A 25,198-nucleotide genomic window follows, 5' to 3' on the forward strand; every position below is an offset into this window, starting at 1 on the left:
TCTTGGGCGAGATCCCTCTGGCCGACCGAAGCCCACTCCTTTGATCTCCACAACTTGCATGATCGGAATGATCTCCGCTGCCCCTTGAAACCCGACAGACGGCGACGCAAAACTTACCTAACCGACACTTGTTGATTTGGGTAAACCCTTCGGCATACAGTCCTCCGCTCAGTCACTTTCTCGCTCTTTCTTCCCGTCCTTATTCAAGTTGAAAGCCACTCGATGAATCGCCGCAAAAAAATCGAAGACATGCTGCAAGATTCGCCAGACGATCTCTTTCTCAATTACGCTTATGCGATGGAATTGGCTAAAGAGTCAGAAATCGAGGACGCACAACGAACTTTCACCAAAGTTCGCGGCATCAACCCGGACTATGTTCCCGCCTATTTTCAAGAGGCTCAGATGCTCGCAGCCGAAGATCGCGCCGACGAAGCCCGAACTTTGCTCGAAAACGGGATTGAGGTCGCAAAAAAAATCGGAGATTCTCACGCCCTCGGAGAAATGACAGAATTTCTCGACAACTTGTGAGTCACAAATAAGCCAACCAATTATGAAGTTTGCCATCACCGGATTCCCCGCTTTTCCCGGGACTCCGTCCAACCCGACTCACGATCTCGTTGACATCATCAATCAAAACACTCCGTTGATCGACGGACACTTCATCGAAGCGTTCTTACTTCCGGTCGAATACAACGGAGTGGAGATCGCCCTGAACCAGATTCTGGAAATGTCCGATCCGGATGTCGTTCTCTCTTTCGGAGTGGGACGACACAAAGAGACTTTGCGACTGGAGACGTGCGGAGAGAATCTCGACGACGCTTCCATTCCAGACAATTCGAATGAACTTCGACAGGGAACTCCGATCCTTTCTGATCAAAGTCAGTATCTCGACTGCCCCCATCGAGTTGATTTGCTCCTCGAAGTTCTTCAGCAATCGGGTGTTCGTTCCGAACTGAGTCAAGACGCAGGTCGATACGTCTGCAATCATCTTCTCTATTACGCCAACCTGCTTGAGCAGTCCTCTCAGTCGCACTTCAAGTTTCTGTTCACACATGTTCCGTCGTATGAGAACGGATTTCAAATGGAACAGACGCTGACCGGGCTGCAGATCATGATCCGCTGGTTTGCCGCTCAGAAGAATTAATTCGCCCGCTGCGACTCACATTTGCACCGGGGAATTGATTAAATTGTTGTGAGACCCTTCTCACGTTTTCTGTGCTCGCTCGGAAGTTTCAAAATGGTTTTCGTCCTGCTTGCTGATGGCAAATTGCGAAAACTATTCGGAAAAATACTTGAATCTGCTCGCAATCCATCCGAACTACGAAACTGCGTTACAAAACAATCAAGAAACCATTCACGATTCCAGCGTGATTAAAAGAACACCGTTTTGAGGTTGGCCAGAGCAAACTCAGTTCTCAGCCTCAGACAAAATCAGAAAAGAGGAAGCTGATGGGAGACGAATCGAAAGCGCAATATTGGATGGGGTTCGATCTCGGCGGAACAAAAATGCTTGCTCAAGTTTACGACGAGGACTGGAAAGTCATCGCGAAAGAACGGAAGCGAACCAAGCCAGGAACGTCCGAACGAGCAGGTGTTGACCGGATCATCGACACAATCAATGACGCTTTAAAAAAGGCAGATCTCAAGCCTTCCGACTTAAAGGGAATTGGCATCGGCTGCCCCGGGCCGATTGATATGGATCGCGGTATTTTACTCGATCTCCCGAATCTGGGCTGGGAAGCGGTCCCGCTCAAGGAACAAGTCTCTGAAGATTTGAAATGCCCCGTTGCAGTCTTAAACGATGTCGACGCCGGAACTTATGCCGAATACCGAGTCGGAGCGGGAAAAGATGCACGCTGCTTGATCGGCGTCTTCGCGGGCACCGGAATCGGCGGCGGATGTGTTTATCGCGGAGAAATTCTGCGAGGAAAACAGGTCTCGGCGTTTGAAATCGGTCACATTCAAGTCATGTCGAACGGACCTCGCTGTGGTTGCGGGCAACGTGGATGTCTGGAATCGGTGGCGAGTCGGTTGGCGATTGCATCTCAAGCAGCCCGAACCGCCTACCGGGGCGATGCACCGAACTTGCTCGATCACTCGGGAGTCGATCTCTCGAAGATTCGCAGCGGAGCCCTCTCCAATTCCATTTCCAAAGGTGACACAGCGATCGAGGAAATTATTCTCGAAGCAGCCCGATATATCGGAATCGCCGTCGCCAGCGCGATCAACCTAATCGGCCCCGATATCGTTGTTCTGGGAGGGGGACTCGTGGAAGCGATGCCGGATTTGTTCATCCCGCAAGTCTTCAAAGCAGCCAACAAACGAGTCATGCCTGCCTACCGGGACAGTTTCACCATCGTCCCCGCCAAACTGGAAGACGATGCAGGTGTTCTCGGCGCGGCACTCTGGGCAGAGTATCAGCTTTCTGATGAGAAGAAAGATTAGTCCCGCGCGGCCGCTCCTCATCAAGAAGCGAGCGGTTTTCTTCTTTCTCTCAAAGCGATCTGCCGAACTCGAACTTCTCTGATTGTCTCTTCAATTGGATTCTGACAATCAGAGAGTTTCGAGTTTACGCTCCGGAAGCGACGGCAGCTTGACTCTCTGACTGTTGCCCCGTGAGTTGAGGATCTTTCAACAGTTCATCGATGGATCTCGACTGATCGTAGGCCAGCCGCAAGAAAGACTCATTCGACGTGTTCTCAAGGAGTCGACGCACAAGATAAGACATCCCGGGCAACAGCTGCCCGAATGGGGTATAGATCCGAACACGGTGGCCTAACTCACTGAACAGTTGCTGCTGTTCTTCTGCCATCCCGTACAGCATTTGGATTTCCCACGCATTCGCGGGAATCTTGAGTTCCTCAGCCCATGCAATCGCATGCGCAAGGCTTCTGAGGTTGTGAGAGGCAATTGCCGGTCGCAAGTATTTGTAATTCTCGAACAGAAAACGCGTCTGGACCTCAAAGTTGTGGTCCGACTCCCATTTATTGGTATACACAGGACACGGCCATCCTCGATATTCGGCCGTAATCGTTTCGTAATCCCAATAGGCTCCTTTGACGAGCCGAATCCCGATTGAGGTTCCTCGTTCTTTGGCAAAACTCAACAACGACTGCAAATCGTCGCCTGCATCGGGCAGATAAGCTTGAATCACGATTCCGCAATCCGGCCAGTCGCGGAATTCGTCTTCCATGAGGATTTCCTGGAAGATCTGGAGCGTCAGTGGTTTGCACTCGTAATTTTCCATGTCGATGTGAACATACGCGTTGAGTTCTCGAGCGAGCCGAAAAATCGGCCGCAGCCGTTCCTTCACTCGTTTGCTCATTCCGTCGGCATCAACTGGTCGAAAATGGCTGACGAGCCCCGAAAGCTTCAGCGACACCTGACACTTCGGAATCCATCCCTGATGATCCTGATCGAGAACAGCATCATCCGGCCATTGATTGACTTCCGGAGCAAGATTTTCAATCAGGTGAAGATAGGCCTGTTGATAGGCGTCAGCTTCACTGTCGCTGATAATCGCTTCGCCGAGCAGATCGAGACTGAATGCCAACCCCTGTTTTCTCAACCGAGCGACACTTTTGAGCACCTCTTCAGGTTTCTCTCCGGCGATGAAGCGTTCCGCCATTTTTCGTGCATTGTTTCTCGCGTTTAACGCCAGCGCTTTCCCGAGAATTGAGTCAGGCTGGGCGACGTCGAGTCCAAGCCGGGCAGCGACCGGAAGCTGATCGCGGACTTCATCGAAGTATTCTTGCAAGTGCTGAGTCACAGTCGCACTCGATTTGAGCATCGGCAAGACATCAACGAATCGAAACATCTGAATCTTGACCGATTCATCCTGCATTGCCCATTCCAGGATGTGATCGAGCCACCATCGTCGTTCAAAAACGGTCGGCTTTCTTCGGCTCAACTGGCTCCACAGTTCTCGTCCGATCCGCTGTGTCGCTTCTTCGACGCGCTCAGTCAGATCGTCTGCTCCACTCTGCTTCGTCATCTCTCCGTCAATCTCTTCTTAAGTTCACTCTGGTCAGATGCCACCGTCCGCCTGACGATGTGAGCCGCATTGACCGAACGTAGAAACTCTTCCGTTCACTTCAATCAGCAATGATATCCTGAACGCCAACCTGACGAACAGCGGCGAGTGTGAATGCCGACTCCTGACACCACTCCCGAACCTGACACGACAATCGAAAATGTGGTGTTCCGCACACCACGATCGAAAATGCGGTGTTCCGCGCATCCGTCCGGGACTATTCGGCAAGCCGATACAACTGCTCGCCAGCTTTGCGAACGAGAAGCACGCCTTCGTCTTCGCGGTTTGCAAAGTCTTCGATATTGATGTCGTCCGGATTTCGGTATCCGAGGTTGATGGCTTCACATTCTTCCGGCGGGACCTGAGATGCGAGAGTCACTTTCACTCGGCAGTTCTCTACACCATTTTCGAAAGTCCCTGATCCGCGAACGTGAGTCGAATGCGCCAGAACTCCCCACGGCAGATGCTTGAACTGATCCCACTGCTTGATGAAGTAGTCACGACAATGGTAACCGATTTCCCGGATGGTCTTGTCATGAGTCACTGAGATTTCTCTGAGATGGGGAGCGTAGATGATCAACTCTCCCCCATCAGCAACTACGGGTTCGAGTTTGTACATGCACTTCCCAGCCGTCCAGAGTTCGTCATACATCTGAGGCGAACAGGAAAGCACGGTCTGAAAAGGTTTATCGAGCCGTTTAATATGTGTCTGCGACGAGACATCTGCCGCTCGACTCCATGCGTCTTCCGGAGTTCCATAGAACAAACCATGCAGATTGGTTGTTCCGTCAGAAGCCACAACGAACGTAATCGCACGACGCTCCACGGGAATGCGCGTCGCTGCCAGATCGACAACTTCGCGGACCGGAGTTTTCTTGACTCCAATAATCCCGACATTCGTGATCAAGGCTCCCAGCCAATGGAAGAAATTCAAAAGCTTGGGACCAGAAATTCCCGGGAAGAAATACTTGTTTCCACCGGAAAAGCCGACCACTTCGTGTGGGAAGACAGGACCGAGCACCAGCAGGATTTCGTAATCGTGAATGCATCGGTTGATCTGAATCGGAACATTCATCGAGAGCAGCCCGTCCGAAATTCTTTCGGTTTCCTCCGGACTCAATTCGCCGATCGTGCTGAGAGCCTCATCGCGATCCCAATGGTGATTCATCAGCTTGACATCACGGTACTTCGTCGAACGTTGTTCCGCCGTTATTCCCAGAAGCGACATCATCTGAGTTTCCGGCATCGGCTGATGAGTTCCGAGCGCAAAGATGACATCGATTTGGCTGACATGCGGGCTCAATTTCGAGTGCACGCAATCGAACAGAAGAGGCATCGGAGCCGTTCGAGTCGCATCCGGAACGATCAGCAGAACTTTCTTGCCTGAGAACTCTTCGCTCGGGAGCTCTGTCTCAAACCACGAGCGAACCTCGTCTTCTGTGAGCTGCGGAACTGATGTCATTCGATCTTTTCGTTTGAAGAACCAGGACTTGTCTCAATGAGGAATCAAAACCTCACGATTCCGAATCGTACTTTTCGACGGATGGAATCCGGAAGTATAGCGACCATCAGCCAGGGACGTCACCAGAAGTGGTCTCAAAACTGGCTCTGAATGCGTAAGGTTCTCGAATGCTTTCAGGTTGAGAAATTTCCGAATCACTCCCGCGGACCACCATCCAGCGACGTGAGAGATTCGCCACTCGAATGTCAGTCGACACCGATTCAATTGCCAACTTGCAGCCGGAAAACAATGCCGAAAACCTCTTAGAATAGCACTCCCAACGATCCGAGAACCGCGTATGCAAGAAACACTCCGTACAGCCCGCACAAGACGAGAGACTTCCGAAACGTCAGCTGACGGTTGTGCCACATGATCGCCAGAGTCAGGACAGTCAAAACGACGAGCAAAATTCTGAGCCCCACCAGCCCCGCGATCGGACGACCATCCTGCAACAGTGCGACCGGTTGCCATTCTGTCAGATAGGAGTTTACGAGGAGCGGAATCGAAAGACAGACACAGATATCGAAGATGTTCGATCCAAAAGCATTCGAAACCGCTCCAGAATCGTCACCGCGTCGAGCAGCCCCAATCGCCAGAAACGTATCCGGAACTGAAGATGCCGCCGCTGCCAACACGACAGCCACAAAGAAAGTAGGCACCGACAGCAGTTTCGCTGTTTCAAGTGTGACCTCAACCAGAAAATAGCAAGCCCCCGCTGCCACAAGAGTCGAAAGCGATAGCACAAGGAAGACTGTCAACGGGTTGAGCGACACCGAGAAAAGACCGAAAAAGATATCCGCGCTCTCGGTCTCATCGTCGTCGGTTTCGCCGTCGTTAGCCAAATCGTCACGAATTTCTGCAAGCGTCGTCATGACCAGTTCTCGCGAGACTCTCCATCCCGCATGAGCCATCGCATCCATGACATCTCCAACCCCGACATCCGCTCCATTCTCGGCCACGTATTGTCGAATCGCAGAAACCTTCTTTCGGTAAGTTCCTGCATCGCGATAAAGCTGAAAGATGTAAACCGCGTACAGACAAAGAAACACGATGGCCATCCACCAGTGCATCGTGTTCTGAAACAGAAAGAGAATAAGCAGCATTTCGCAACCGACGAACCACATTCCGTCTCGCGAAATGACTTCGTCTTCGACATCAATCGTCGGTCGACTCTTGCGAGAGAATGCAATGACGAGTCCGCAAAACGCCGGAATCAGAATCATGTTGTAGACAGCGCTGCCGGCACATGTTGCGATCGTCGAGCCGTAGCCTTCCGATCCAGCTGCAACTCTGTCTTCGGGAATTCCCCCCTCAACCGCCGCAAGAGCCACAACGACGAAGAAAATTCCACTGAACAGTTCGGGCATGGAACTGGCCACTGCATCGAGAGTAGCCCCCCGAACAGATCCGGGAAGCTGAAAACGATCTCCAATCCATTGGGCTGCATCCGCGAAGGGATCGCAGGCTTGCCAGATGACGACCGAGATCAAAGCGACCTGACTGATGAGCAAACCGATTTCTGCCCAGTACGCACCCGTCGACGCTTTCACTCCCCACATGATCAGACACAACATTGCGATCAGTGAGCTAACCAACAATCCGACGCGGTCGAGACCGTCCTCTTCATCGTTCGATTCAGAGTGCGTATTCTCATTTAACATGGTGAGGAAACCGTTGGGAGGCAGGCGCAATCCGTCGACAGATGACGGCAGGGTGAATCAAGTTAACCGAAATTTGGTCAATCACAACTGAATGAGTCACTCGCAAAGCTTGGCCAAGACCGTGACTGCCCACTCCCCCGACAAAACGGAGACCGTCGTCCGCGAATCCGCGCACGAAGTGGTCCGATCTGTGGGGTGATGGGGAATCCCGAACTCCGCGAGAAGTTCGTCGAACTCCAGCGAAAAAGTTCCTGCTGGTTCGGTCCTCACGAGCAACTCGACTCTCGTGAGAATGCCCTACCCTTTATTCTTGTAGACCATGACCTTCACGATGTTCTTGGCTCGATCTCCGTCAATTTCCAGTCGCCGAACCAGTTGATCGATGAATTCCTTCTCTTCGCTATCGACAACTCCGTCCGCCAGAACGATGTCGCAGGCATTCGCGAAAACAGTCTCTCGAAGTTCTGGAGGAACTGCGGGAATTGCCTTCTCAAGCAGCTTCTCCGGTCCACCTTTCTTGAGCGTCCCCATGAGACGATCCATCATATTTCCGAAGTGTTGTCCCGACAGGCGAGAGTAGAGGTTCATCCGCCCGAGAATTGTCATGAGGCTCTGAACCTCTTCGTCAGCGATATGACCATCGCACGCAGAAGCCCCCAACAAGACACCGGCGACTCCTTCCTGCGGGCCGAACGGTTTTTCAGTGAAGGAACTGGAATCGCCAAGAACATCGTCAAACAAAGACATAGTTGAATCCTGAATCGTGGTGAAAAATGCTGGATTGCCGTTGTCAGCTCAAGAAAGATCGCTGACGGCGAACAGGCTCTCGTCGTTAACCCTTGTTCTTGACGACCATGATTTCAGCGATCAACTTTGCATCGCCGCTGTCAATCTTCAGGCTACGTCGCAGATTCTCGATGAACTGCTTTTCATCGTCTTCTACCACACCGTCGGCCAAAACAATGTCGCAGGCATTTGCAAAAGCAGTGTTCCCCAATCCTTCCGGCAACCCGGCAGCACACCCTTCAATCAGAAAATCAACACCCTTCTTCTTGATGACTCCATGCAACTTGTTGAGCATCGAATTGAACTGCTTCTCGTTCATTCGCTCATAGAGCTTCATCCGGATCAATGCTGTAACCAGCCCCTGGACTTCATCATCAGCAATGTGACCATCGCACGCGCTCGCGCCCAAGAGAATTCCCGCGAACGCCTCCTGGGAGGTTAACTTGCCACCACCCTCCATGCCGCCAAACAACGAATCAAAGATACCCATCGAAAGATGTCTCCTCAGGAACGGACTTTGTTGAACCAGTCACCGCCTGCGAAAAAATCGGAAACGATGTCTGCCGGAATCGAAGTGTTGAAGCGTAAATCGGAAAGGTCATTGCGAACTCACATGGGATGCACCGGGTGATCACCGGATCGCATTGTCCACGCGAGAACACTGAAAAGAGCAAGGCGTTCAGATCGACAAATTGGCTTACTCTTATGTTTGTACGGTATCTCTCGAAACGCCGTCGTTCAACCAAAGTCTCCATTCTGATTGAGACAATTCCCCGCGAAATTTGACTTTTCTCGGAACTATTCCGATTGCACGTCGTTTCAACCAAGAATGCTTATCGCCATCCATTCGTGCGGAAAGGAATCGGGATGATTCGACGCGGACTTCTTGCTTGGTCAATGTGTGCTTCTCTGGCCGTCACATTAACTGTTCATGCTGACGACTGGATGCGTTTTCGGGGTCCCAACGGATCAGGAGTCAGCGACGACGATTCCATCCCCACCGAATGGAGCGACACCGAAAACATGTCCTGGAAGGCCGAACTTCCCGGTCCCGGCTCTTCCAGCCCGATCATTGTGGGAGATCGTGTCTTCATCACATGCTGGTCAGGGTATGGAACGGATTCCGACAATCCCGGAAACAAGGAAGACCTCAAGCTTCATCTTGTCTGCTTGAATCGCACCGATGGAGAAATCCTCTGGACTGGCGATATTGAGCCGACCGGAAAAGAAGAAGATTACCGGGGAATGTTCGCGCAGCATGGGTATGCGTCTCATACACCAGCTTCGGACGGAAAAAACATCTACGCCTATTTCGGCAAGTCCGGCGCTGTCGCTTTTGATCTCGACGGGAATCGCTTGTGGGATGCGTCAATCGGAACAGAGAGTGACCCGCGCGGATGGGGGTCAGCTTCCAGTCCGGTTCTTGTCGGCGATAAAATGATCATCCCCGCAACTGCAGAAAGTCAGGCACTCGTCGCGCTCGACAAAGAGACCGGAGAAGAAGTCTGGAGACAGGAAGCTCAAGGGTTCACTGGCACATGGGGAACCCCGGTCGTCTGTCAACGAGAAGACGGACTCGAAGACCTTGTTATTGGAGTCCCGTATGAGGTCTGGGGATTCAATCCCGAAACAGGCAAAATGCGGTGGTTCGCCGAGTCAGTTGAATCCGACTCCATGTGCTCAAGCGTGATTGAACACGAAGGCACAATTTATCTCATCGAAGGACGAAGCGGCGGCTCCATTGCGATCCGGTCTGGCGGCAAAGGAGATGTCACCGACACCAACGTTCTTTGGTCCGGTCGCGAACGGGGACGGATTTCGACACCAGTCTTTTACAACCAACGGATCTACTGGATCAGCGGGGGCATTGTCAGTTGCATCGATGCCAAAACCGGCGACCAACTCTTTCAAGCTCGCCTCCAAAGTGGAGGAGACCGTGGCAGAGATGAACAATCCGCCGACCGGGATGGCTCACGAGAAAGTGCCCGCGGTGGCCCCGGCGGAGGATTTGGCCGGGGCAGCGGAGGAGGACGCTCTCGCGGCGGAATGGGAGGTCAAAGCTATGCCTCTCCTGTCGTAGCTGGCGACCAGATGTATTACGTCGACCGATCAGGCACGACATACGTCATCGGACTGGGCGACGAATACAAGCTACTCGCTACGAATCAGTTCTCCGACGACGACAGCGACTTCAGCGGAACTCCCGCCATCAGCGACGGACAGTTGTTCATCCGTTCGAACAAGTACCTCTACTGCATTGCTGAAGAATAAGGTCATTCCAGCAGTTCTCCCGGCATAAGACCAACTGAGGGAGAACTGTGTTTTCTTTTATGGGTGTCGATTTACGATGGCCTGAGGTCATAACTTTCCACTAGGCTAGAGGAGAATTTCCAAACGGGACCATCTCAGCCAGGCCAGGGCACTGATGAAAATTCTCTCAGAGAAGTCAACGACCAACGAACTCGTCTACGTGATTCGGGTCGAACGCGGCGATTCGATTTCGTTGATGGCGTCGAAACTGACAAACGTTTCGCCAGAAAAGACTCGACACCTTTGGCCGAAATTTCAGCGCATACGAGATGGTCGTCCGCAAAAAATCACTGACTACAATCGAATCCTTGCGGGCGAAAAACTCCAATTTACATGGTCTGGTGCAACTGTTGGGGATGAGTTGGCCGATTCCTCAAAACTCTTCCATGTCTCCAGCAATGCCACAACTCGTCCTCTCAACGAAACAGAACTTAAGACGTTGGCAGACGATAGGGCAGTCGCAAGCCGAATGCTCAATCAATCGATTCGAGTTGTCTCCATGTATCGCAAAAACTCTCGGGCGAGAGAAATGGTGAACTCGGTCTGGGGGCTCAACTCAATGCGAAAATCTGAGACAGGAAAAGCCCTGGTCGCAATCCATGCAAACTTTCTGGCTGCGAAGTCTGCATTGCATAAGGCTGAGTATCGAGGTTCGGATGACAATCCGACAATGGATGGAGCATGTGCCTTCGCAGTGCAAGGGATGTACGTCGCATTGCGTTCTCGATGTTACTTTATGCGAGTTCACAACAGATCTCTTCGCGCTGCGATCATTATCCATGAATTGATGCATTACTCCGCCGGACTCCCCGACATCGAATACTACGACTTGCAATCAGGCACTCTCAGTTCAGGTTCCTCGCAAAGTTTCCTGTTGCATTCATTTCAATCGCTTCTCAGAAACGCAGACAGCTACGCCCTCTTTGCCTATCAAGTCAATCAAATGTAGTGTCAGTCAGATATCGCAGCTGCTCAGTTCGTGTCGTTCGGCTCTGCGTTACACAGGAACCGGGGTACGGGCCAGTCTTCCGAGATCATCGAGAAGCGACGCACGACAAAGCGGGACCGGCATCGTCTGATTGAGATGTGATTCCGCTTCGATGCACCGGTCGATCATTTTTCCGAGACGGTCGGCACTCATCGGATCCGGACCGGCTCGTAAGCGTTTTCGCATTCCGTCGATGAAGAAGCGATTCGCCCAACGCATTGTCTGACGTTGTCGAGAAGCATCGCCGCCAATTTCGTCGAAGACGGCATCAAGCATTTTGGAAGCTTGCAATGGATTCGTCTGCAGAATGGAAAACGTTTGCTCGACGACCGAGCGAAGCTGTAGCAAAGATGGATCAAGAAACTGGCGCGCGGTTGTCAGAGATCCTTCAGCAAACGGTACAATCTTGAGAGCTTCTTCGATCGTCTCAACGTCCTTCGCTTCGACCAGTAACTCGGCAAGATCGTCATCCGTCAATGGAGAAAACCGCACAGGCTGACAACGCGAGCGGATCGTCGGAAGAATGAGGTCAATCTCGGTCGCGATCATGAAAATCATCGCTCCGGGTGGAGGCTCTTCAAGCGTTTTGAGAAACGCATTCGCCGATTCCGTATTCATTTTCTCGGCGTCGTCGACAATGGCAATTCGTCGGCTGGCGGTCATGGGCCGCAAGGAAATATCGTGACACAATCCTTCTCGACCGCGGTTTTCATCCTCACCGACGATCAAGCTGATCGGCAGGATGTTCTTTCCTTCCGGACACCCGACCGTCAATAAATCCGGGTGCGTGTCTGCGATAACCTGACGGCAGGCCGAGCATTCTCCGCAGGCTTCGAACTCATCGTCGCTGTGCGTCGTGCAGAAAAGAGCCTGGGTCAACATTCTGGCAAATAGCCGCTTCCCGATTCCCGACGGACCGACCAGCAAATACGCATGTGAGGTCCGACCTCGCTGAATCGCGCGGCGGAACATCTCCACTTGTTGTTGATGACCACGAAGTTGTTGCCACATGGCGAAATTTCAAGATTGAAGTGATTGACAAGCTCAATGGAATCGGGCAAGGTGCCAGCAGTTTCCTATCTTAGTCGATCACGCTGATTTCTGTAGACCTCACCGGACCGGTTTGAGACCTGTTTCTGAAAGGGATCACTGGGAGCGGCAACGAGAATGAATTCCAAAGCTCACCAGAAGTGCAGACGGTATTGAGAATTGATGCTGAACACGACAATGACCATTGACGAAATCCATCAAAGGTGGATGTGGCAAGCGATCGATCAGGCACATCGTGCGTTTGAACAGGACGAAGTTCCAGTCGGTGCCATCGTTGTGCATCAAGACCGCGTGATCGGTGAAGGATACAATCTGCGGGAAACTCTCAAAGATCCAACAGCCCATGCTGAGATGATCGCGATCACTCAGGCAGCCGAAGCACTTGGATCGTGGCGGCTCATCAACTGCACGTTGTACGTCACTTTGGAACCCTGCCCGATGTGCGCCGGGGCGATCGTTCAATCACGTCTCCCGAATGTCGTCTACGGAACGGATGATCCCAAGGGAGGAGCTTGCAACACGCTCTACCAGATCACCGATGACCCGCGTTTGAATCATCGCTCGACCGTGACGGGAGGAGTCCTCCGCGATCAATGCCGTGCTCTGCTGCAAGAGTTCTTCGCAGAACAGCGAGCCAAAGGCAAGAAGTAGTCGTCACCACTCAAAGCGTGCAACCGCGAAGAAAACATTGCCCAAAATAAGTGACCGGAAGTGCACAACTGACCGAGAGTGCAAGCGAAGCGGAATGATGGAAACGGTCTAAGCGAAGTTTCCAAGAATCTCCGTCAGCAGTTCTTCCGCTGAACCCTGTTCGACAATGCAGACATAAGCGAGATCCCCACCCGGTGACCGCCATTGCAAAACGGATTGCCCGGAAGCGGAATAAGATTGTTCGGGAACGCCGTCAAATTCGTCCGCACTGAAAGTGATCAAAACTCCCGACCACTGACGAAATCGAAACTCACAAATGGCGACTTCATGTTGAGGATCATCGTCGAGACTCATTCCGACAGTTTCTGACCGAGTCCACTCGGAAAGCTGTGGATCCACAATCCCGAGCGTTTCGAAACTCTGGTCGAAGGGCGACAATCGATCCCACTCTTCGGGACTCATCTCCTGAAATTGGGCGAGCAACAGATCCTTCGCCGCATCATAGGTCAGTCGCTGTTGAGGATCAGCAGGAGTCCACTGAAACATCATCACAACGATTACACTCGCGACAGCCGTCCCCGCGATCACCCATTTCAGCAGTGACGACCCGCGTTGATGCTGACGAACCGTCGCCGGTCGAACGAGTTCCGCCTCGACTTCTGCATTCTGAACTGAATCTTCTGACTCCGACAGATCACAATCGTCGAGTGCCGACGTCGATTGCAGAATCTGTTCTTTCAAACCCTCAGGAATCGCAACTTCAAGCAGTTGAGGCCGAAGCTGGCGATCAAAGGAATTCTGGAATTCTGCGTATTTGTGACACTCCGGACAGTCCATCAAATGAGACGACAGAACGTCATCGGTCTCGCGCTCCCTGGCGGGGAGGCAATCGATCCGTTGACGAATTTCGTCGCACTCTTGATTGTTCACCAGTTGTCCTGTCCAAAACGAGAGAGATAAGCTCGACTCGATCTCCGCTTGTCGTAAGCCTCTTCAACTTTGCGTTTTCTCAACGCTCTAATGATGTGACAGCTCCGATGATGTCGCAAAACTGACCATCGAAACGACTCATTCTATAAGTGTTATCTCAGAATCACGGTCTTGGGAATCCGAATCGACGCAAAATGCTCAATCGAGACTCCCTATTGATCTTTTTGTTTGGCCGAAACTTCCGATGCAGGATTGTTCCGGGAATCCTCTGTTTCGGAAATCTCTGAAGTCTCATTTTCCCTGCAAAGACGCTCACGAAGCACACTTCGCGCTCGTGAGAGACGGCTCATCACAGTTCCAATGGGAATCCCGAGAAGCTCTCCGATTTCCTTGTATCCGATCTCCTCAAAATAGTAGAGAAGAAGCGGTGTCTTGTAGTGTTCCGGAATTTCGTTCAACGCCTTCTGAAGCGTTTCCTCATCGAAACGAAACGTGTCAGAATCAAAGTCGTTGGACGAAACGGCAACGTCCTCGAACGCAGCGATCATTCTCTCGTCCCGTTGCCGAGTTTTGAGAAAGGTGTTGCGGACGATTGTCAGCAGCCAGCCGCGAATCCGGTCCGGATCTTGAACCTGATACCGCTTCCGACACGCTGTGAGGAATGCCTGTTGAGTCAGATCTTCCGCATCTGCATGACTGCCGGAGAGTCGATATGCGAATCGATAAACGTCTGCATAGTGATCTTCAACGAGATCCCCGACAGAGTTCAGATGTGATGAGCGCTCTGACTGCATGTCCTCAATTATCTTGATCCAATCGCACGGACGTTTATTCCACAGAATCTTCCGAATTTGAGGATTTCATTGATCCTCAACAATTCGCAATGGATTTGAGGACGTTTTTGCCTCGATGATCACAGTTGGAAGGCGTCCTCGCGACGCGTATCTCACGCGCCAGACAGTAGAACACTTTTTCGGTCAGAATGGCACTCTCTCACTCAACTGATACAGCCTCGACCCCATTTTTCGAAGTGATTTCCCCAACGATGTGCGTTCGACCGCATCGCAAACCTTGTCAAACATTCAAAGCAACTGCTCAAGGCAAGCCCATTGCGTGAAGGATCACGATCGACAAATGCACTCTCGACGAAAGTCAAAGTCAAATTTTGTTGATGAATGTGTTAGGATTGTTCACGGACTCATCCCACGAGTCTTCCCACCTTTGATCTTCGACTGTTGACAGAAGGCCACTCACCCAATGCACATCAATCGTCGACGTTGGCTCCAATCAACCGCGTGCGGATTCGGATCGCTCGCGATGCACAGTCTCCTCGCACAACAGACGCGTGCTGACCGCCCTCTTTCCTCCCTCTCAGCGGATGCGAACTCACAACACGGCCAGTCGCTCAGATCCAATCCATTGACTGCCCGGGCTCCGATGTTTGCCCCGCGAGCAAAGCGAGTCATCTTTCTCTTCATGCAGGGCGGGCCCAGCCAGATCGACACTTTTGATTACAAACCTCAACTCTTCAAACATCACGGAGAGTCATTCAAGTTTCGCGATGCGCGGAAAATGGCCAAAGGCAACGCAGACACCGAAGAGAAATTGATGCAGCCCATGTGGAAGTTTCGTCAATACGGCGAAACAGGCCATTGGGTCTCTGATCTCTTCCCCCATATCGGAAAGCATGTCGACGACCTCTGCTTTATCCACAGCATGCACACCAACGGTGTCGCGCACGGACCGAGCACACTATTCCTTCACACCGGTGCTCTGAATCTGATCCGGCCGTCAATGGGCGCCTGGATCAGCTATGGGCTCGGCACCGAAAATGAAAACCTCCCCGCGTTCGTCACCATCTGTCCGTCGTCCGCAAACGGAGGCCCTAGAAACTATTCCAACGCATTCTTGCCGTCCTGCCATCAGGGAACACCACTCGGGAGAGCAGAACAGCCATCTCGAGATGCCGACATTCGTCACATCGAAAACTCAAGCCTGTCCGCTTCTCAACAACGCGAACAGTTTAAGATGCTCCGCCGATTGAATGCGAAGCAAATTGGCACGCAACCTGACCCGGAATTGGAAGCAGTGATCGCGTCCTATGAGCTCGCATGGCGAATGCAACACCATGCACCTCAGTTGCTCGATCTCTCTCAAGAACCGAAATCGATGCACGAAGCGTACGGACTCCTGAATCCGGAAACCGAAGACTTCGGTCGACAGTGTCTGATGGCTCGACGAATGACGGAAGCGGGTGTGAGATTCGTTCAAGTCAACTATTCCGACAATGGATCGAACCCACGTTGGGATCAGCACAGCAAGATGGAACGTCACGCCACTCACGCAAAAGCGACCGACCAACCGGTTGCAGCACTCATCCAGGACCTGAAGCAACGAGGCCTGTTAGAAGACACACTCATCTGGTGGGGTGGCGAATTCGGGCGAAACCCGTTTGCTCAAAACTCAGATGGCCGTGATCACAACCCCAAGGGATTCACTCACTTCCTCGCCGGAGGCGGCGTTCGATCCGGTTTCAGCTACGGCGCGACAGACGAATTCGGACATGAAGCTGTCGAAAGCAAAGTTCATATGCACGACATGCATGCCACGATTCTGCATCTCCTCGGAATCGACCACGAACAACTCACCTATCGACACGCTGGGCGCGACTTCCGATTGACCGACGTCGAAGGGCACGTCGTCAAAGAGATCTTCGCTTGAACAGAAACCGCAAACATCAAAGGATCGGCGACTCAACGTCTCGGAGAAAGCTGTGACACAGATCGTCCGATGTAACTGATGCGATTTCACAGTTCAATTCACTCACGGATCAACAGGAATAACGCGTCCCGCTGCGAGAAGCACAATCCTCGCAGCGATGCATTCCTGAGGAATCCCATACAATTTCTCGACAGCCCGACGATAACTTCGCAATTGCGGACGATAGACCTGCATCCGGTCTTCAAACTCGATCACGTCGTTCCCGATTCCGTCGGTTTTGAAATCGATGATATCCGCCGCCACAACCTGACCATTAACGCGGAAGGTGACGAGCCGATCGAAGCTTCCGACCAGCAAACCGTTTCTGTCGGGAACCGCAAATTTTCGTTCATTTCGAACCTCAATCACCAAATCTTCGTTCCGAATGGCGTCGCGAAGTTTCTCAGGAAACAGTGACGGTGCAGAGTTTCTGTATTCCTCTTCCGAGAGCAGTTGCTTTACTTCTTTTCGCTTGAGCATTTTCAGGAAACCTGCGTACACACCCTCCAACTCTTTCGGTGAGAAGCTGTAGGCGATGGAACTGTTTTTCAAGACCTCTTCCGGCGGCTGACGCTCCATCCAGGTGAGTTGTTCCATCCACGAATGGATCAACGTTCCCCGTTCACGAGCACCAGATTTCGTCGTGGGAAGAACCGTCTTCATGGGAACTCTCAACGACTTCTTCGTTTGAGACGGTGTCACTCGAGCCAGATTTCGAACCGTCGGTTTCTTGGCGAACTCAACTTTCGTCAGGGTTTCAGGTTCTGGTTTCTCTTCGGGCTCCTCGTCCTTACTGACAAGGCTTGCGAACCAGTTGGGATCACCGGATTCGTAGAGAATGGTTTCAGCAGTTCGCCGTTTGCCCGGAGCGAGAGCGGCCCGGAGAATTCCAGCGAACGTCTTCGGCAGGGAACTTTCTTTACTGCTCGGTTTGCAGGGTTGAACAACGACCTGCAAGTTGTGAATTGCTCGCGTCAGCGCGACATACAGAAGACAGAGTTGGCCCGTGACATCACGTTCGATTGTTTGTTCATAAGCACGTCGAACAGCGCTCGGAAACAACGGTTGATCGTCGAGTCTTCGAGCAGTCACAACAACTTCGGCAGGCTCAGTGGGATGAGAACGCAGGGAATAAAACTTGGGTGCAGGCGTCGACCATAAACCGTCTGCCTCCGCAAAAATCACCGTGTCAAACTGCAAACCTTTCGACTGATGAATACTCATCACCCGGACGCGCGCGTCCGTCGGTTCTTTGACTTTCTGGTTCTCAATGAATTCGACAAACTCGCTGGGACGAAGAGTATGCGGCAACGTGTCGAATTGATCCGCCAGACTTGTCATTTGAATGAGTCGACGGAGTTCTCGCCGGCTGCAGTGCTGAGCCAGCTTCGGAACAAGAGAGGAAATGAAATCTCCGTATCCCCGCTGGACCAATTTTTCCCGCAAGCGTTCTGCGAATCGATGAACATCTTCTTCGCTGTCATCGAATGACAAGTTCAAAATTTGTCCCAACGGCGAATTGGCCACATGAAACAGTGCGATTGTGTGCCCGGGATGGTCCGCCAGTTGAAACAACGAAAGAAGCAACTGAACCGCTGCTGAATCGGTGAGCGGATTTCCGCCTTCTTCGCTCGCATCAACACCAAGTCGATTGAGTTCGAAAATGATCTGACCGATTGCGTCGTTCTTTCGCGTAAGAATCCCGATTGTTCCTTGCGGATGCTTTTCAAGAGTCTCTTTCGCCAAGTGTGCGACGTGCTCGAACAACTGACTTCGCAGATTTTCCCCGTCTTCGTTCTTGTCGGGAGACGTTCGCAAACAGAAATGTCCCGGGAGTTCCGTCCGAGCGGTTTCATGCTCCGGAAACGCACCGGACCAATTCTGAATGGTGTTCTTCTCCCGATCAAAATTATCGTGCGCAATCATCCCTCGGAAGATCTGATTGACAGCATCAATCACAACGGGCGACGACCGAAAACTCTTGTTGAGTGGTTTCTGTATGAGCCCACTGAGCTGCGAGGCGAGCGTATCGAAAATCGCTGCCTCACCCCCGCGCCATCCATAGATCGCCTGCTTGGCATCCCCGACACAAAAGAACGACTTTCCATCAGCCCCGACAGCATCACGTGCAAACGGATAGAGGACGTTCCATTGATCGGGTGATGTGTCCTGAAACTCATCAAGCAGAAGATGATCAATGCGCCCATCAAGTCGATGGGTCAGATCAGACGTCGCCTTTTCTCCCAGCGACTGAGCCAGACAGCGCGTCACGTCATTGAATTCCAGCCCCCCTCGCTGTCGTTTCAGTCGACGATATTCGGCGTCAAATTTTTCAATCAGCCGGTAAGTCGCTTCCGTCTTGCGTCCCCAGACAAAGAGTTCATGCCTGCGGACGAGTGCGAAGATATCCAGATAGGCCTGCTTGATGTTCTCCGGGAGTTCCTTCCGATAGTAGGTCTCATTATTGACCGCCTTCATGAGCAAGCCGCCCTTCAACATCCCTGCCCAATCCTGATTTTCCATTCGCTCAAGATCGCCAATGCGAGCTTTCTCCATGCGTTTGTCGCTGAGCGGAGTTGTACGGAGACATTCGGCAGCGGCGTCCCATTCTTCTTGTGATGGAGGTTTCAGGTCGCCAAACGGGCGCCAAGCTTCGCCGGTCGAATCACAATAGATCCCGTAAAAATCACCGATCGCGTCCAGAATCACCGAGTGAACACTTCTCCCGGGATTTCCCGATGCAATCTGCGTCACGAGAGTTCGCAGCTCCTGAACTTCCCCGGCGTGCAGCACCGAATTGATGGCTTCTTCGCGAAGCTGTGCTGCTTCGAGATCGTCGATCATTCGCCAATTCGGAGGCAGCTGCAGTTCCAGTGAAAAACAAGTCGCGAGCCTTGAGAAGAATCCGTCGAGCGTGCCGACGCGGAGACGATGAAGATGGCTGGTCAAACTTGTCAGCAGCCGGGAACATTCCTCACGATCGAGCTTTGGGGCGCCTGCGAATTCCTGGAGGGAATGAAAATCGTCTTCCGAGATGACAGCTTTCGCGAGACGCAAAAGAATGCGATCGAGAATCTCACCGGCAGCTTTACGAGTGAATGTTGATGCAAGGATCCGGTCGGGAGGAGACGTTCGAAGTAGCGATACAAATCGGTTCGCCAGTTGGAAGGTCTTCCCGGTCCCGGCAGATGCCCGAATCATCAGACGCTGTTCTTCCACGGGGATGGCAAGACGCGAACCTTCTGCGAGATTCAAACTACTCGCGTTCGGTGTTGAGTCAGAAAAGAGTGAGCCCTGTTTTGCCCGGTTCATACAATTGCCCCACGCTCGAAGATGTAATCCTGACAGATTGCCGAGAACTGCTCGTACCAGTCCGGAGTCTTCTCCAATTCCACCCAGAACTCTCCCGCCAGAATTTTCGCAGCTGTTTCTCGAGTCACTCGATCCGCTTCGGAAAGCTCTTCCTCGGTCCATTCAGCGAATTGAGCACCGATGAGTGTCTCTGTCTTGGGAAGTGTGACGTACCCCAGCTTGACTGTTCCCTCGACTCCAAGTGGTTTGGCAAGATGCCGGTAGAGCGGCAATTGTAAATCGACCCATTCATCCTTCCACCGATGGGTCTTCTCCGGCGCAAGCCCTGAATCCCCGGTCTTGTAGTCCAGAATCGCCCATTCACCGGTTTTCTCGTTGAGATCAATGCGGTCAATCCGCCCCCTCAAGGAAATTTCTCTTCCATCATCAAGTGGAAACTGAACGTGCTTCCTGTTTCCGTACTCGGTATGACGAATCCTCCATCCCATGCGGAACCAATCCGCCTGCCAACGGGCGAATCCATCCAGGCGGTGGCGAATCTGTTCGACCTGAACTGCGATGGGAAACAGCGGATCGCTTCCGTATTCGGCTTTGACTTTCTGATCGAGACGGTCGTTTAAGAATTCCGAAATCCTCGCAGGATCTGTCTGACGGGCTGCGTCACTTCGACCAAAGTCTTCAAGAACTGCATGAATCAGGCTTCCGAATCCCGCCGGGTCCAATTCAACGGGGTCGTCTGTGACTTCATCGAGTCGGAGAATTTGATTCAGGTAATAGCGATAAGGTGACGCCAGATAGTGTCGGAATTCTGTCACTGAAAAAGATGTCTTCTCAGGAGCATTCTCCGCAGGACGGGGAATGTGGAAGTCCGACTCATTTCTATCAGTCGTCAGCCCGATTGGTGCTCGGTTTAAGGCCTGATGATCTTCATCGAAATAACGCACGACCCGTCGAGCGATTTCGTGAGGGTCCGTTGCGAAGAGCAGACGACTCGGAGCCAATGGCTCTTGACGAATATCATGCTTGCAGGAAATCAATTTGACCTGTGCCCGGGAGGCGAGAATCGAACTCAATGAATGCGCATCGCGAGCATATCGACGATCGTTGTCTTCCAGCCCAAGATGCACTCGCAGCCGATTCGGCAAGAACAAATCGTGATTCACGGACGACGGAATATAACCTTCATTCACAGATGTAATGATCATCGCCGGGGCGTCATCGAGCGCAAGATCGAGCCAACCGAACAGCTGGATTGAGGGCTCGTCGGAACTGCTCGCAAGAAATTCCTGTTGAACCTGAGTGAGCGTTAACCGGATCGCATCGGCAGCACTCAGAACGGGAACGAGCGATTCCGGGAGTTTTTCATGCTCAGTCCAGGCGTTGAAAATGGTTTCGATCGCCTGACGGAGTAGCTGGTCTTCGCTGTCATCGATATGAATTTCACGCTCCGCGTAGACAGCTTCGAACAACTCTCCGATCGGTTCGATCCAATCCGTCAGCGGCCGCGGAGCACGATTGAGCGGTTTGATGAGATCAGAAACATACCGGACGAGTTTTGATGCGAAGTCGACCGCCCGTTTGCCTCCCGGAAGAATTCGGGTCGTTCGTTGTAAATGCTGGGAGACGTATATGTCCCACCTCGTCAACCAATCGAATGGTAAGTCATGTTGTGAAAGCCAATGAGCAATATCGGGATGGCGGATCAGTCGGGAAAAATCATCGACGGACTCGCCTTGAAGATAATCTGCGATCGCTTCCAGAAGCTGATACGGAGCGGAATCGGGGAGAGTTCTCTCAATCCCCCAATGAACGGGAACATCGACTGCGGCGAGCGTTCTCCGCAAGTGCGCGACAATCCGATCGTCAGGGATGCCCAGCGTGATTTCGTTCATCGCGAAGTCGGAAGAAAGTTCCGAGAGCGACCAGGCGACAGCATCGGATTGTTCTTTCATTCCATCGACAATCTGCACCTGTGAATCGTCGATGGGAATCGAAACACTCTTCCAGACGCCCGGTTTCACACATCCGAATTCATCGAATCGTTCTTCAGCCCATTCCGGGGACGCATGGACCATGACTGTCAGTCGATCCGCAACTGCGGCGAGCATTCCCCGCTGAGTCTGATTGAGATCGACCATTCCGACGAGAACGATCTCGTCATCAGTCGCGAACTCCTGATTGTCGATGGCAAAAATTCGGGCAGACTGCTGATCCCAGAGATTCAACTCATCCAAAATGCCCAGATACAAATCCTGAACCTGAGCCAACACCTCCCAACGGCGGGTTTCGTCAAACCCTTCGAGACTCTCTCCCAACTTCGCGACATCTTCGAAATTGAGCCGATCGGCAGTGAGTTCCCGGTGCTGACGTCTGAGGAGGTCCCCCAACCGAAGCCAACCGTCGACATCGTCTTCGTCAGGCGGACTCGGAATGACCTTCCGGAGGTCTGAGGGATTGAGACTCTTCAACGCCTGAGCCCAGGCAGCCTGTTGGGTCAAAAGAGTTGCGAAAGGTTTCTTCGGTGTATAGAGCCGTTCCGGAAGTTGTCCGACCGTCAGAATTTCCGGAGGAATGAATCTTCCCTCGGTGATTTCGGCGAGAATCTCCTGGAAGCGGCGGCCTGCCTGTTTTCCGGGAAACACACACATCACACCGGATAGATCTCGATCCGGCCCCGCCGCAAAACGATCAATGACCTCACGTGCCGCAGAGTGAAGAGCTGGCCGGGACCAGTCCAAAACCGCTCTGCGAACCTTCTTTTCAGCATTCATCTGTGCCCTACCACTTGTCACATGTTCACTACCTAAGAATAGGATTTGCCCCACTTCTATACAAGCGGCACTCTTGCGTCTCTCTTGCAAGATCTACAACCACGGCAGAACCGCTGGCAAATCTTGCCGATTGATCTTGGTCCGAAAATCTCAACCGGGATATACTGCCCCCACGCTCACGGAATCGAGCGTTATTCCAAATTCGACGTTTCAGCGCAAGGCATGGAGGCATAGCGTGAAAAAGTTTCTCGTCGTCGGAGTCGACACAGTCGTCGGAGCCAATCTCGCGCTTTGCTTGTCCGAAAAGTACCAGGTCGCCACCTGGCATCCCACTGACAAGTTTGACATCGCAGGTTGCGACGCATTAGATCCAGACGCTGAACCAGCAAGCGTCATCGAGCAATCACAGGCCGATTGGGTTCTTTACTGCGGACCGGAATCACGTTCTGCCTGGGAAGAGAGCACCGCCGATCGAATCAACGAATCGATCGTTGCAGAAGCTGCAGAATGGGCATCTGCTTCGAAAGAACACGACGCTCGATTTGCAATGGTTTCATCGGATGCCGTTTTCAGTGGTCCCTGGATGTTCCACGACGAAGACAGCATCGGAGAATGCCAGACTCTGCAGGCAATGACGATTCGAGCATCGGAACAAGCTGTTCTTGAACATGCTCAGGACGCACTCCTGATTCGCAGCAATGTTTTCGGTTGGTCAGCAGATCCCGAGGAAACATGCTGGGTCGAAAATCTGATTCAAACCGTGCGAACACACCGCGTCGTCGAGCAGGATGCAACGCGTCATGCGACTCCGATCCTCGCGACCGATTTCGCCGCAATCGTTGAACGAGCTTGTGCAGAGAACCTTTCCGGAGTCTTTCACATCGCGGGAGCAGAACGGGTGAGCCCGTTGAAGTTCGCGCAGCGACTCGCCGACCAGTTTGGCTTGCCGTGGCTTTCTGTTCGCAAAGAAACCACTCTCATGGCTCCGCCGCGTGAGTTTGCTGCCGGAGAAACCTCGCTGCAAACGAAACGCATCCGCAAAGCTTTGTGCGTCGCGATGCCACTTCTCTCCGAGGGACTGATTCGACTTCGCGAACAGCAGGAAAACGGATACTGCGAACGACTCATCGGCTCACCTGGAAAAGGTCAGATCGCGAAAGCTGCCTAATCAATTTCGATTCGACAAAAGAGATCGCTCACTCCTCCTCATTTGAGCCCTCTTCTGATTCGACCCCAGACGGCTCTGTTGCCCCCTCGGCAGAGTCGTCCTTTTTGTTCTCACCTGGTTCATTCTCATCGGGTGTCGGGACCGGTTCTTCATCACCCTCAATAGGAGTTTTGGACGGCAGTTCCGGGCTGGGCGGACGAGTAGTCGAAGGGGCTTCTTCCACGATTTGTTCCGGAGAGGCGAGCGGACCGCCAAACGGCTCAGGGGGACTCGCAACATACTGACTTCGCTGCGAAACGGATCGCCACGATCCCAACGTTACTGGGATGACCAGTCGATCCCTGCCTCGAATGACCGCAAAAACGACCTGATCGCCGACGTCGAACGCTTTCAATTCTTCGACGAGATGCGGAAAGTTTCGAATCGGCGTTTTGTTGAGCCCAATGATTAAGTCGTTCGGCTGAAGTCCTGCATCTGCGGCAGCACTCCCTTCAACAACCTCTCCGACAGCACAAAGCCCGCCGGTATTGTCTCCCTGAATTCCAAGGCACGCCCCACGTTCCTGAATCGACAACCCCGGCAAAGATGCAGCCAGAACGAACAAATCATTGACGGAGACACTAGCCCCTTCGATGAGGTAGACCGTCAAATCGCGGTGATTCGAAAGCCGCTGAAGATGCCAGAGATCTTCTTTCGTCCCTGTCCAGTCTTCGTGAAGATACACAGACTTCAAGACCGACGGTGGACCGAACCCGACTCCAATTCCGGGAAGGACGGCAACGCTCGATTCAAACAGCCAGAGGCCCTGAATATTCGCATCCGGGGCATAGTAAACAAATTCGCCCCCCAGTTTTTCAATCGCCTGACGCGCCCGCGATTCGCGAAGTCGAGCATTCGCTCGAAGCACCTCACCTGCATCGATTGAGGCGACACCTCCTTGATTCCGAATGTCTTCGAGCATTCGTTCGGCGAGTTCTCCACGTGTTCCGTCATCAGCCAGAAAAATCACTTCCAGAATATCAACAATTCTCCCGGCCTGCTCGGAGTCTGCATCTCGAGCAACTTGACCGAGGAGCGGGATTTGATTTTCCGAAACCGACGCCAATTGACGACGTGCGTTTTCACGCACCGGAAAGGAGTCGCTTGAGAGTTGCTGAATCGCAGTCTCAATATCTGCACGCTCAGAGACAACCTCACCAGCAGGTGCATCTTGAGCGTCCATGTTCAACGCGAATGCAATCGTAGCGAAAGCCACAACCTTCCAGTTCATGCAACCC

General features: G+C 52.5%; 19 protein-coding genes. 8 read left to right on the top strand and 11 right to left on the bottom strand.

Annotation, left to right across the window (positions count from 1 at the left end; all coding sequences use genetic code 11):
* The first annotated feature begins 222 nt into the window (after window positions 1-222).
* The 3 genes from KOR42_RS00660 to KOR42_RS00670 all read left to right on the top strand — a co-directional run bounded on the left by KOR42_RS00660 (window position 223) and on the right by KOR42_RS00670 (window position 2,445).
* Entirely contained in the window at window positions 223-528 is a 306-nt protein-coding gene (locus KOR42_RS00660; protein WP_146506701.1) for a tetratricopeptide repeat protein, read from the top strand.
* Window positions 529-550: 22 nt separating this feature from the next.
* Window positions 551-1,144, top strand: a complete 594-nt coding sequence (locus KOR42_RS00665) for a pyroglutamyl-peptidase I family protein (RefSeq protein ID WP_146506702.1) — start codon at window positions 551-553, stop codon at window positions 1,142-1,144.
* Between the two features lie 305 nt (window positions 1,145-1,449).
* On the top strand, window positions 1,450-2,445 hold the full coding sequence (locus tag KOR42_RS00670) for an ROK family protein (protein ID WP_146506703.1): 996 nt from the start codon (window positions 1,450-1,452) through the stop codon (window positions 2,443-2,445).
* 124 nt (window positions 2,446-2,569) lie between these two features.
* Here the strand turns inward: KOR42_RS00670 and KOR42_RS00675 are convergent, their stop codons facing one another.
* From KOR42_RS00675 to KOR42_RS00695, 5 genes are all read right to left on the bottom strand, one after another.
* Complete coding sequence (locus KOR42_RS00675) at window positions 2,570-3,994, bottom strand: proline dehydrogenase family protein (RefSeq protein ID WP_146506704.1); 1,425 nt, start codon at window positions 3,992-3,994, stop codon at window positions 2,570-2,572.
* A gap of 256 nt (window positions 3,995-4,250) precedes the next feature.
* Window positions 4,251-5,495: a lactate racemase domain-containing protein gene (locus tag KOR42_RS00680; protein ID WP_146506705.1), complete on the bottom strand. Its 1,245-nt coding sequence runs from the start codon at window positions 5,493-5,495 to the stop codon at window positions 4,251-4,253.
* Between the two features lie 302 nt (window positions 5,496-5,797).
* Window positions 5,798-7,195 (bottom strand): sodium:calcium antiporter, encoded by a 1,398-nt coding sequence (locus KOR42_RS00685; RefSeq protein ID WP_146506706.1) that lies wholly within the window; start codon window positions 7,193-7,195, stop codon window positions 5,798-5,800.
* Between the two features lie 297 nt (window positions 7,196-7,492).
* On the bottom strand, window positions 7,493-7,942 hold the full coding sequence (locus tag KOR42_RS00690; protein ID WP_146506707.1) for a tellurite resistance TerB family protein: 450 nt from the start codon (window positions 7,940-7,942) through the stop codon (window positions 7,493-7,495).
* Between the two features lie 85 nt (window positions 7,943-8,027).
* A complete protein-coding gene (locus KOR42_RS00695) occupies window positions 8,028-8,471 on the bottom strand; it encodes a tellurite resistance TerB family protein (protein WP_146506708.1) in 444 nt (147 codons plus the stop codon).
* A 377-nt stretch (window positions 8,472-8,848) separates the two neighbouring features.
* Here KOR42_RS00695 and KOR42_RS00700 point away from each other — a divergent pair, with 377 nt between their 5' ends.
* Together KOR42_RS00700 and KOR42_RS00705 are read left to right on the top strand one after the other, a co-directional pair.
* Window positions 8,849-10,252: an outer membrane protein assembly factor BamB family protein gene (locus KOR42_RS00700; RefSeq protein WP_231740553.1), complete on the top strand. Its 1,404-nt coding sequence runs from the start codon at window positions 8,849-8,851 to the stop codon at window positions 10,250-10,252.
* Window positions 10,253-10,406: 154 nt separating this feature from the next.
* Window positions 10,407-11,240 carry a hypothetical protein gene (locus KOR42_RS00705; RefSeq protein ID WP_146506709.1) on the top strand — a complete coding sequence of 278 codons (834 nt, stop codon included), beginning with the start codon at window positions 10,407-10,409 and terminating at the stop codon, window positions 11,238-11,240.
* 48 nt (window positions 11,241-11,288) lie between these two features.
* Here the strand turns inward: KOR42_RS00705 and holB are convergent, their stop codons facing one another.
* Window positions 11,289-12,290 (bottom strand): DNA polymerase III subunit delta', encoded by a 1,002-nt coding sequence (gene holB, locus KOR42_RS00710; RefSeq protein WP_146506710.1) that lies wholly within the window; start codon window positions 12,288-12,290, stop codon window positions 11,289-11,291.
* Window positions 12,291-12,491: 201 nt separating this feature from the next.
* Here holB and tadA point away from each other — a divergent pair, with 201 nt between their 5' ends.
* Window positions 12,492-12,980 carry a tRNA adenosine(34) deaminase TadA gene (tadA, locus tag KOR42_RS00715; RefSeq protein ID WP_146506711.1) on the top strand — a complete coding sequence of 163 codons (489 nt, stop codon included), beginning with the start codon at window positions 12,492-12,494 and terminating at the stop codon, window positions 12,978-12,980.
* 108 nt (window positions 12,981-13,088) lie between these two features.
* On the opposite strand, the gene KOR42_RS00720 is transcribed toward tadA, so the two are convergent.
* Together KOR42_RS00720 and KOR42_RS00725 are read right to left on the bottom strand one after the other, a co-directional pair.
* Complete coding sequence (locus KOR42_RS00720; RefSeq protein WP_146506712.1) at window positions 13,089-13,910, bottom strand: DUF3379 domain-containing protein; 822 nt, start codon at window positions 13,908-13,910, stop codon at window positions 13,089-13,091.
* Between the two features lie 212 nt (window positions 13,911-14,122).
* Window positions 14,123-14,704: an RNA polymerase sigma factor gene (locus tag KOR42_RS00725; RefSeq protein WP_146506713.1), complete on the bottom strand. Its 582-nt coding sequence runs from the start codon at window positions 14,702-14,704 to the stop codon at window positions 14,123-14,125.
* 523 nt (window positions 14,705-15,227) lie between these two features.
* On the opposite strand from KOR42_RS00725, the gene KOR42_RS00730 reads away from it, so the two are divergent.
* Window positions 15,228-16,631 (top strand): DUF1501 domain-containing protein, encoded by a 1,404-nt coding sequence (locus tag KOR42_RS00730; RefSeq protein ID WP_231740555.1) that lies wholly within the window; start codon window positions 15,228-15,230, stop codon window positions 16,629-16,631.
* 102 nt (window positions 16,632-16,733) lie between these two features.
* Here KOR42_RS00730 and KOR42_RS00735 read toward each other — a convergent pair whose 3' ends face one another.
* Window positions 16,734-19,982 (bottom strand): UvrD-helicase domain-containing protein, encoded by a 3,249-nt coding sequence (locus KOR42_RS00735; RefSeq protein ID WP_197440737.1) that lies wholly within the window; start codon window positions 19,980-19,982, stop codon window positions 16,734-16,736.
* A complete protein-coding gene (locus KOR42_RS00740) occupies window positions 19,979-22,753 on the bottom strand; it encodes a PD-(D/E)XK nuclease family protein (RefSeq protein ID WP_146506716.1) in 2,775 nt (924 codons plus the stop codon). Before KOR42_RS00740 ends, KOR42_RS00735 begins: the two co-directional genes overlap by 4 nt.
* A gap of 235 nt (window positions 22,754-22,988) precedes the next feature.
* Between KOR42_RS00740 and KOR42_RS00745 the strand changes: the two genes are divergently transcribed.
* Entirely contained in the window at window positions 22,989-23,921 is a 933-nt protein-coding gene (locus KOR42_RS00745) for a sugar nucleotide-binding protein (protein WP_197440738.1), read from the top strand.
* Window positions 23,922-23,949: 28 nt separating this feature from the next.
* Here KOR42_RS00745 and KOR42_RS00750 read toward each other — a convergent pair whose 3' ends face one another.
* The gene (locus tag KOR42_RS00750) at window positions 23,950-25,191 is read right to left on the bottom strand and encodes a PDZ domain-containing protein (protein ID WP_197440739.1); all 1,242 of its coding nucleotides are present in this window, start codon (window positions 25,189-25,191) and stop codon (window positions 23,950-23,952) included.
* Window positions 25,192-25,198: the final 7 nt, after the last annotated feature.

It is taken from the genome of Thalassoglobus neptunius (genome assembly GCF_007859735.1).
Classification (GTDB): Bacteria; Planctomycetota; Planctomycetia; order Planctomycetales; family Planctomycetaceae; genus Thalassoglobus; species Thalassoglobus neptunius.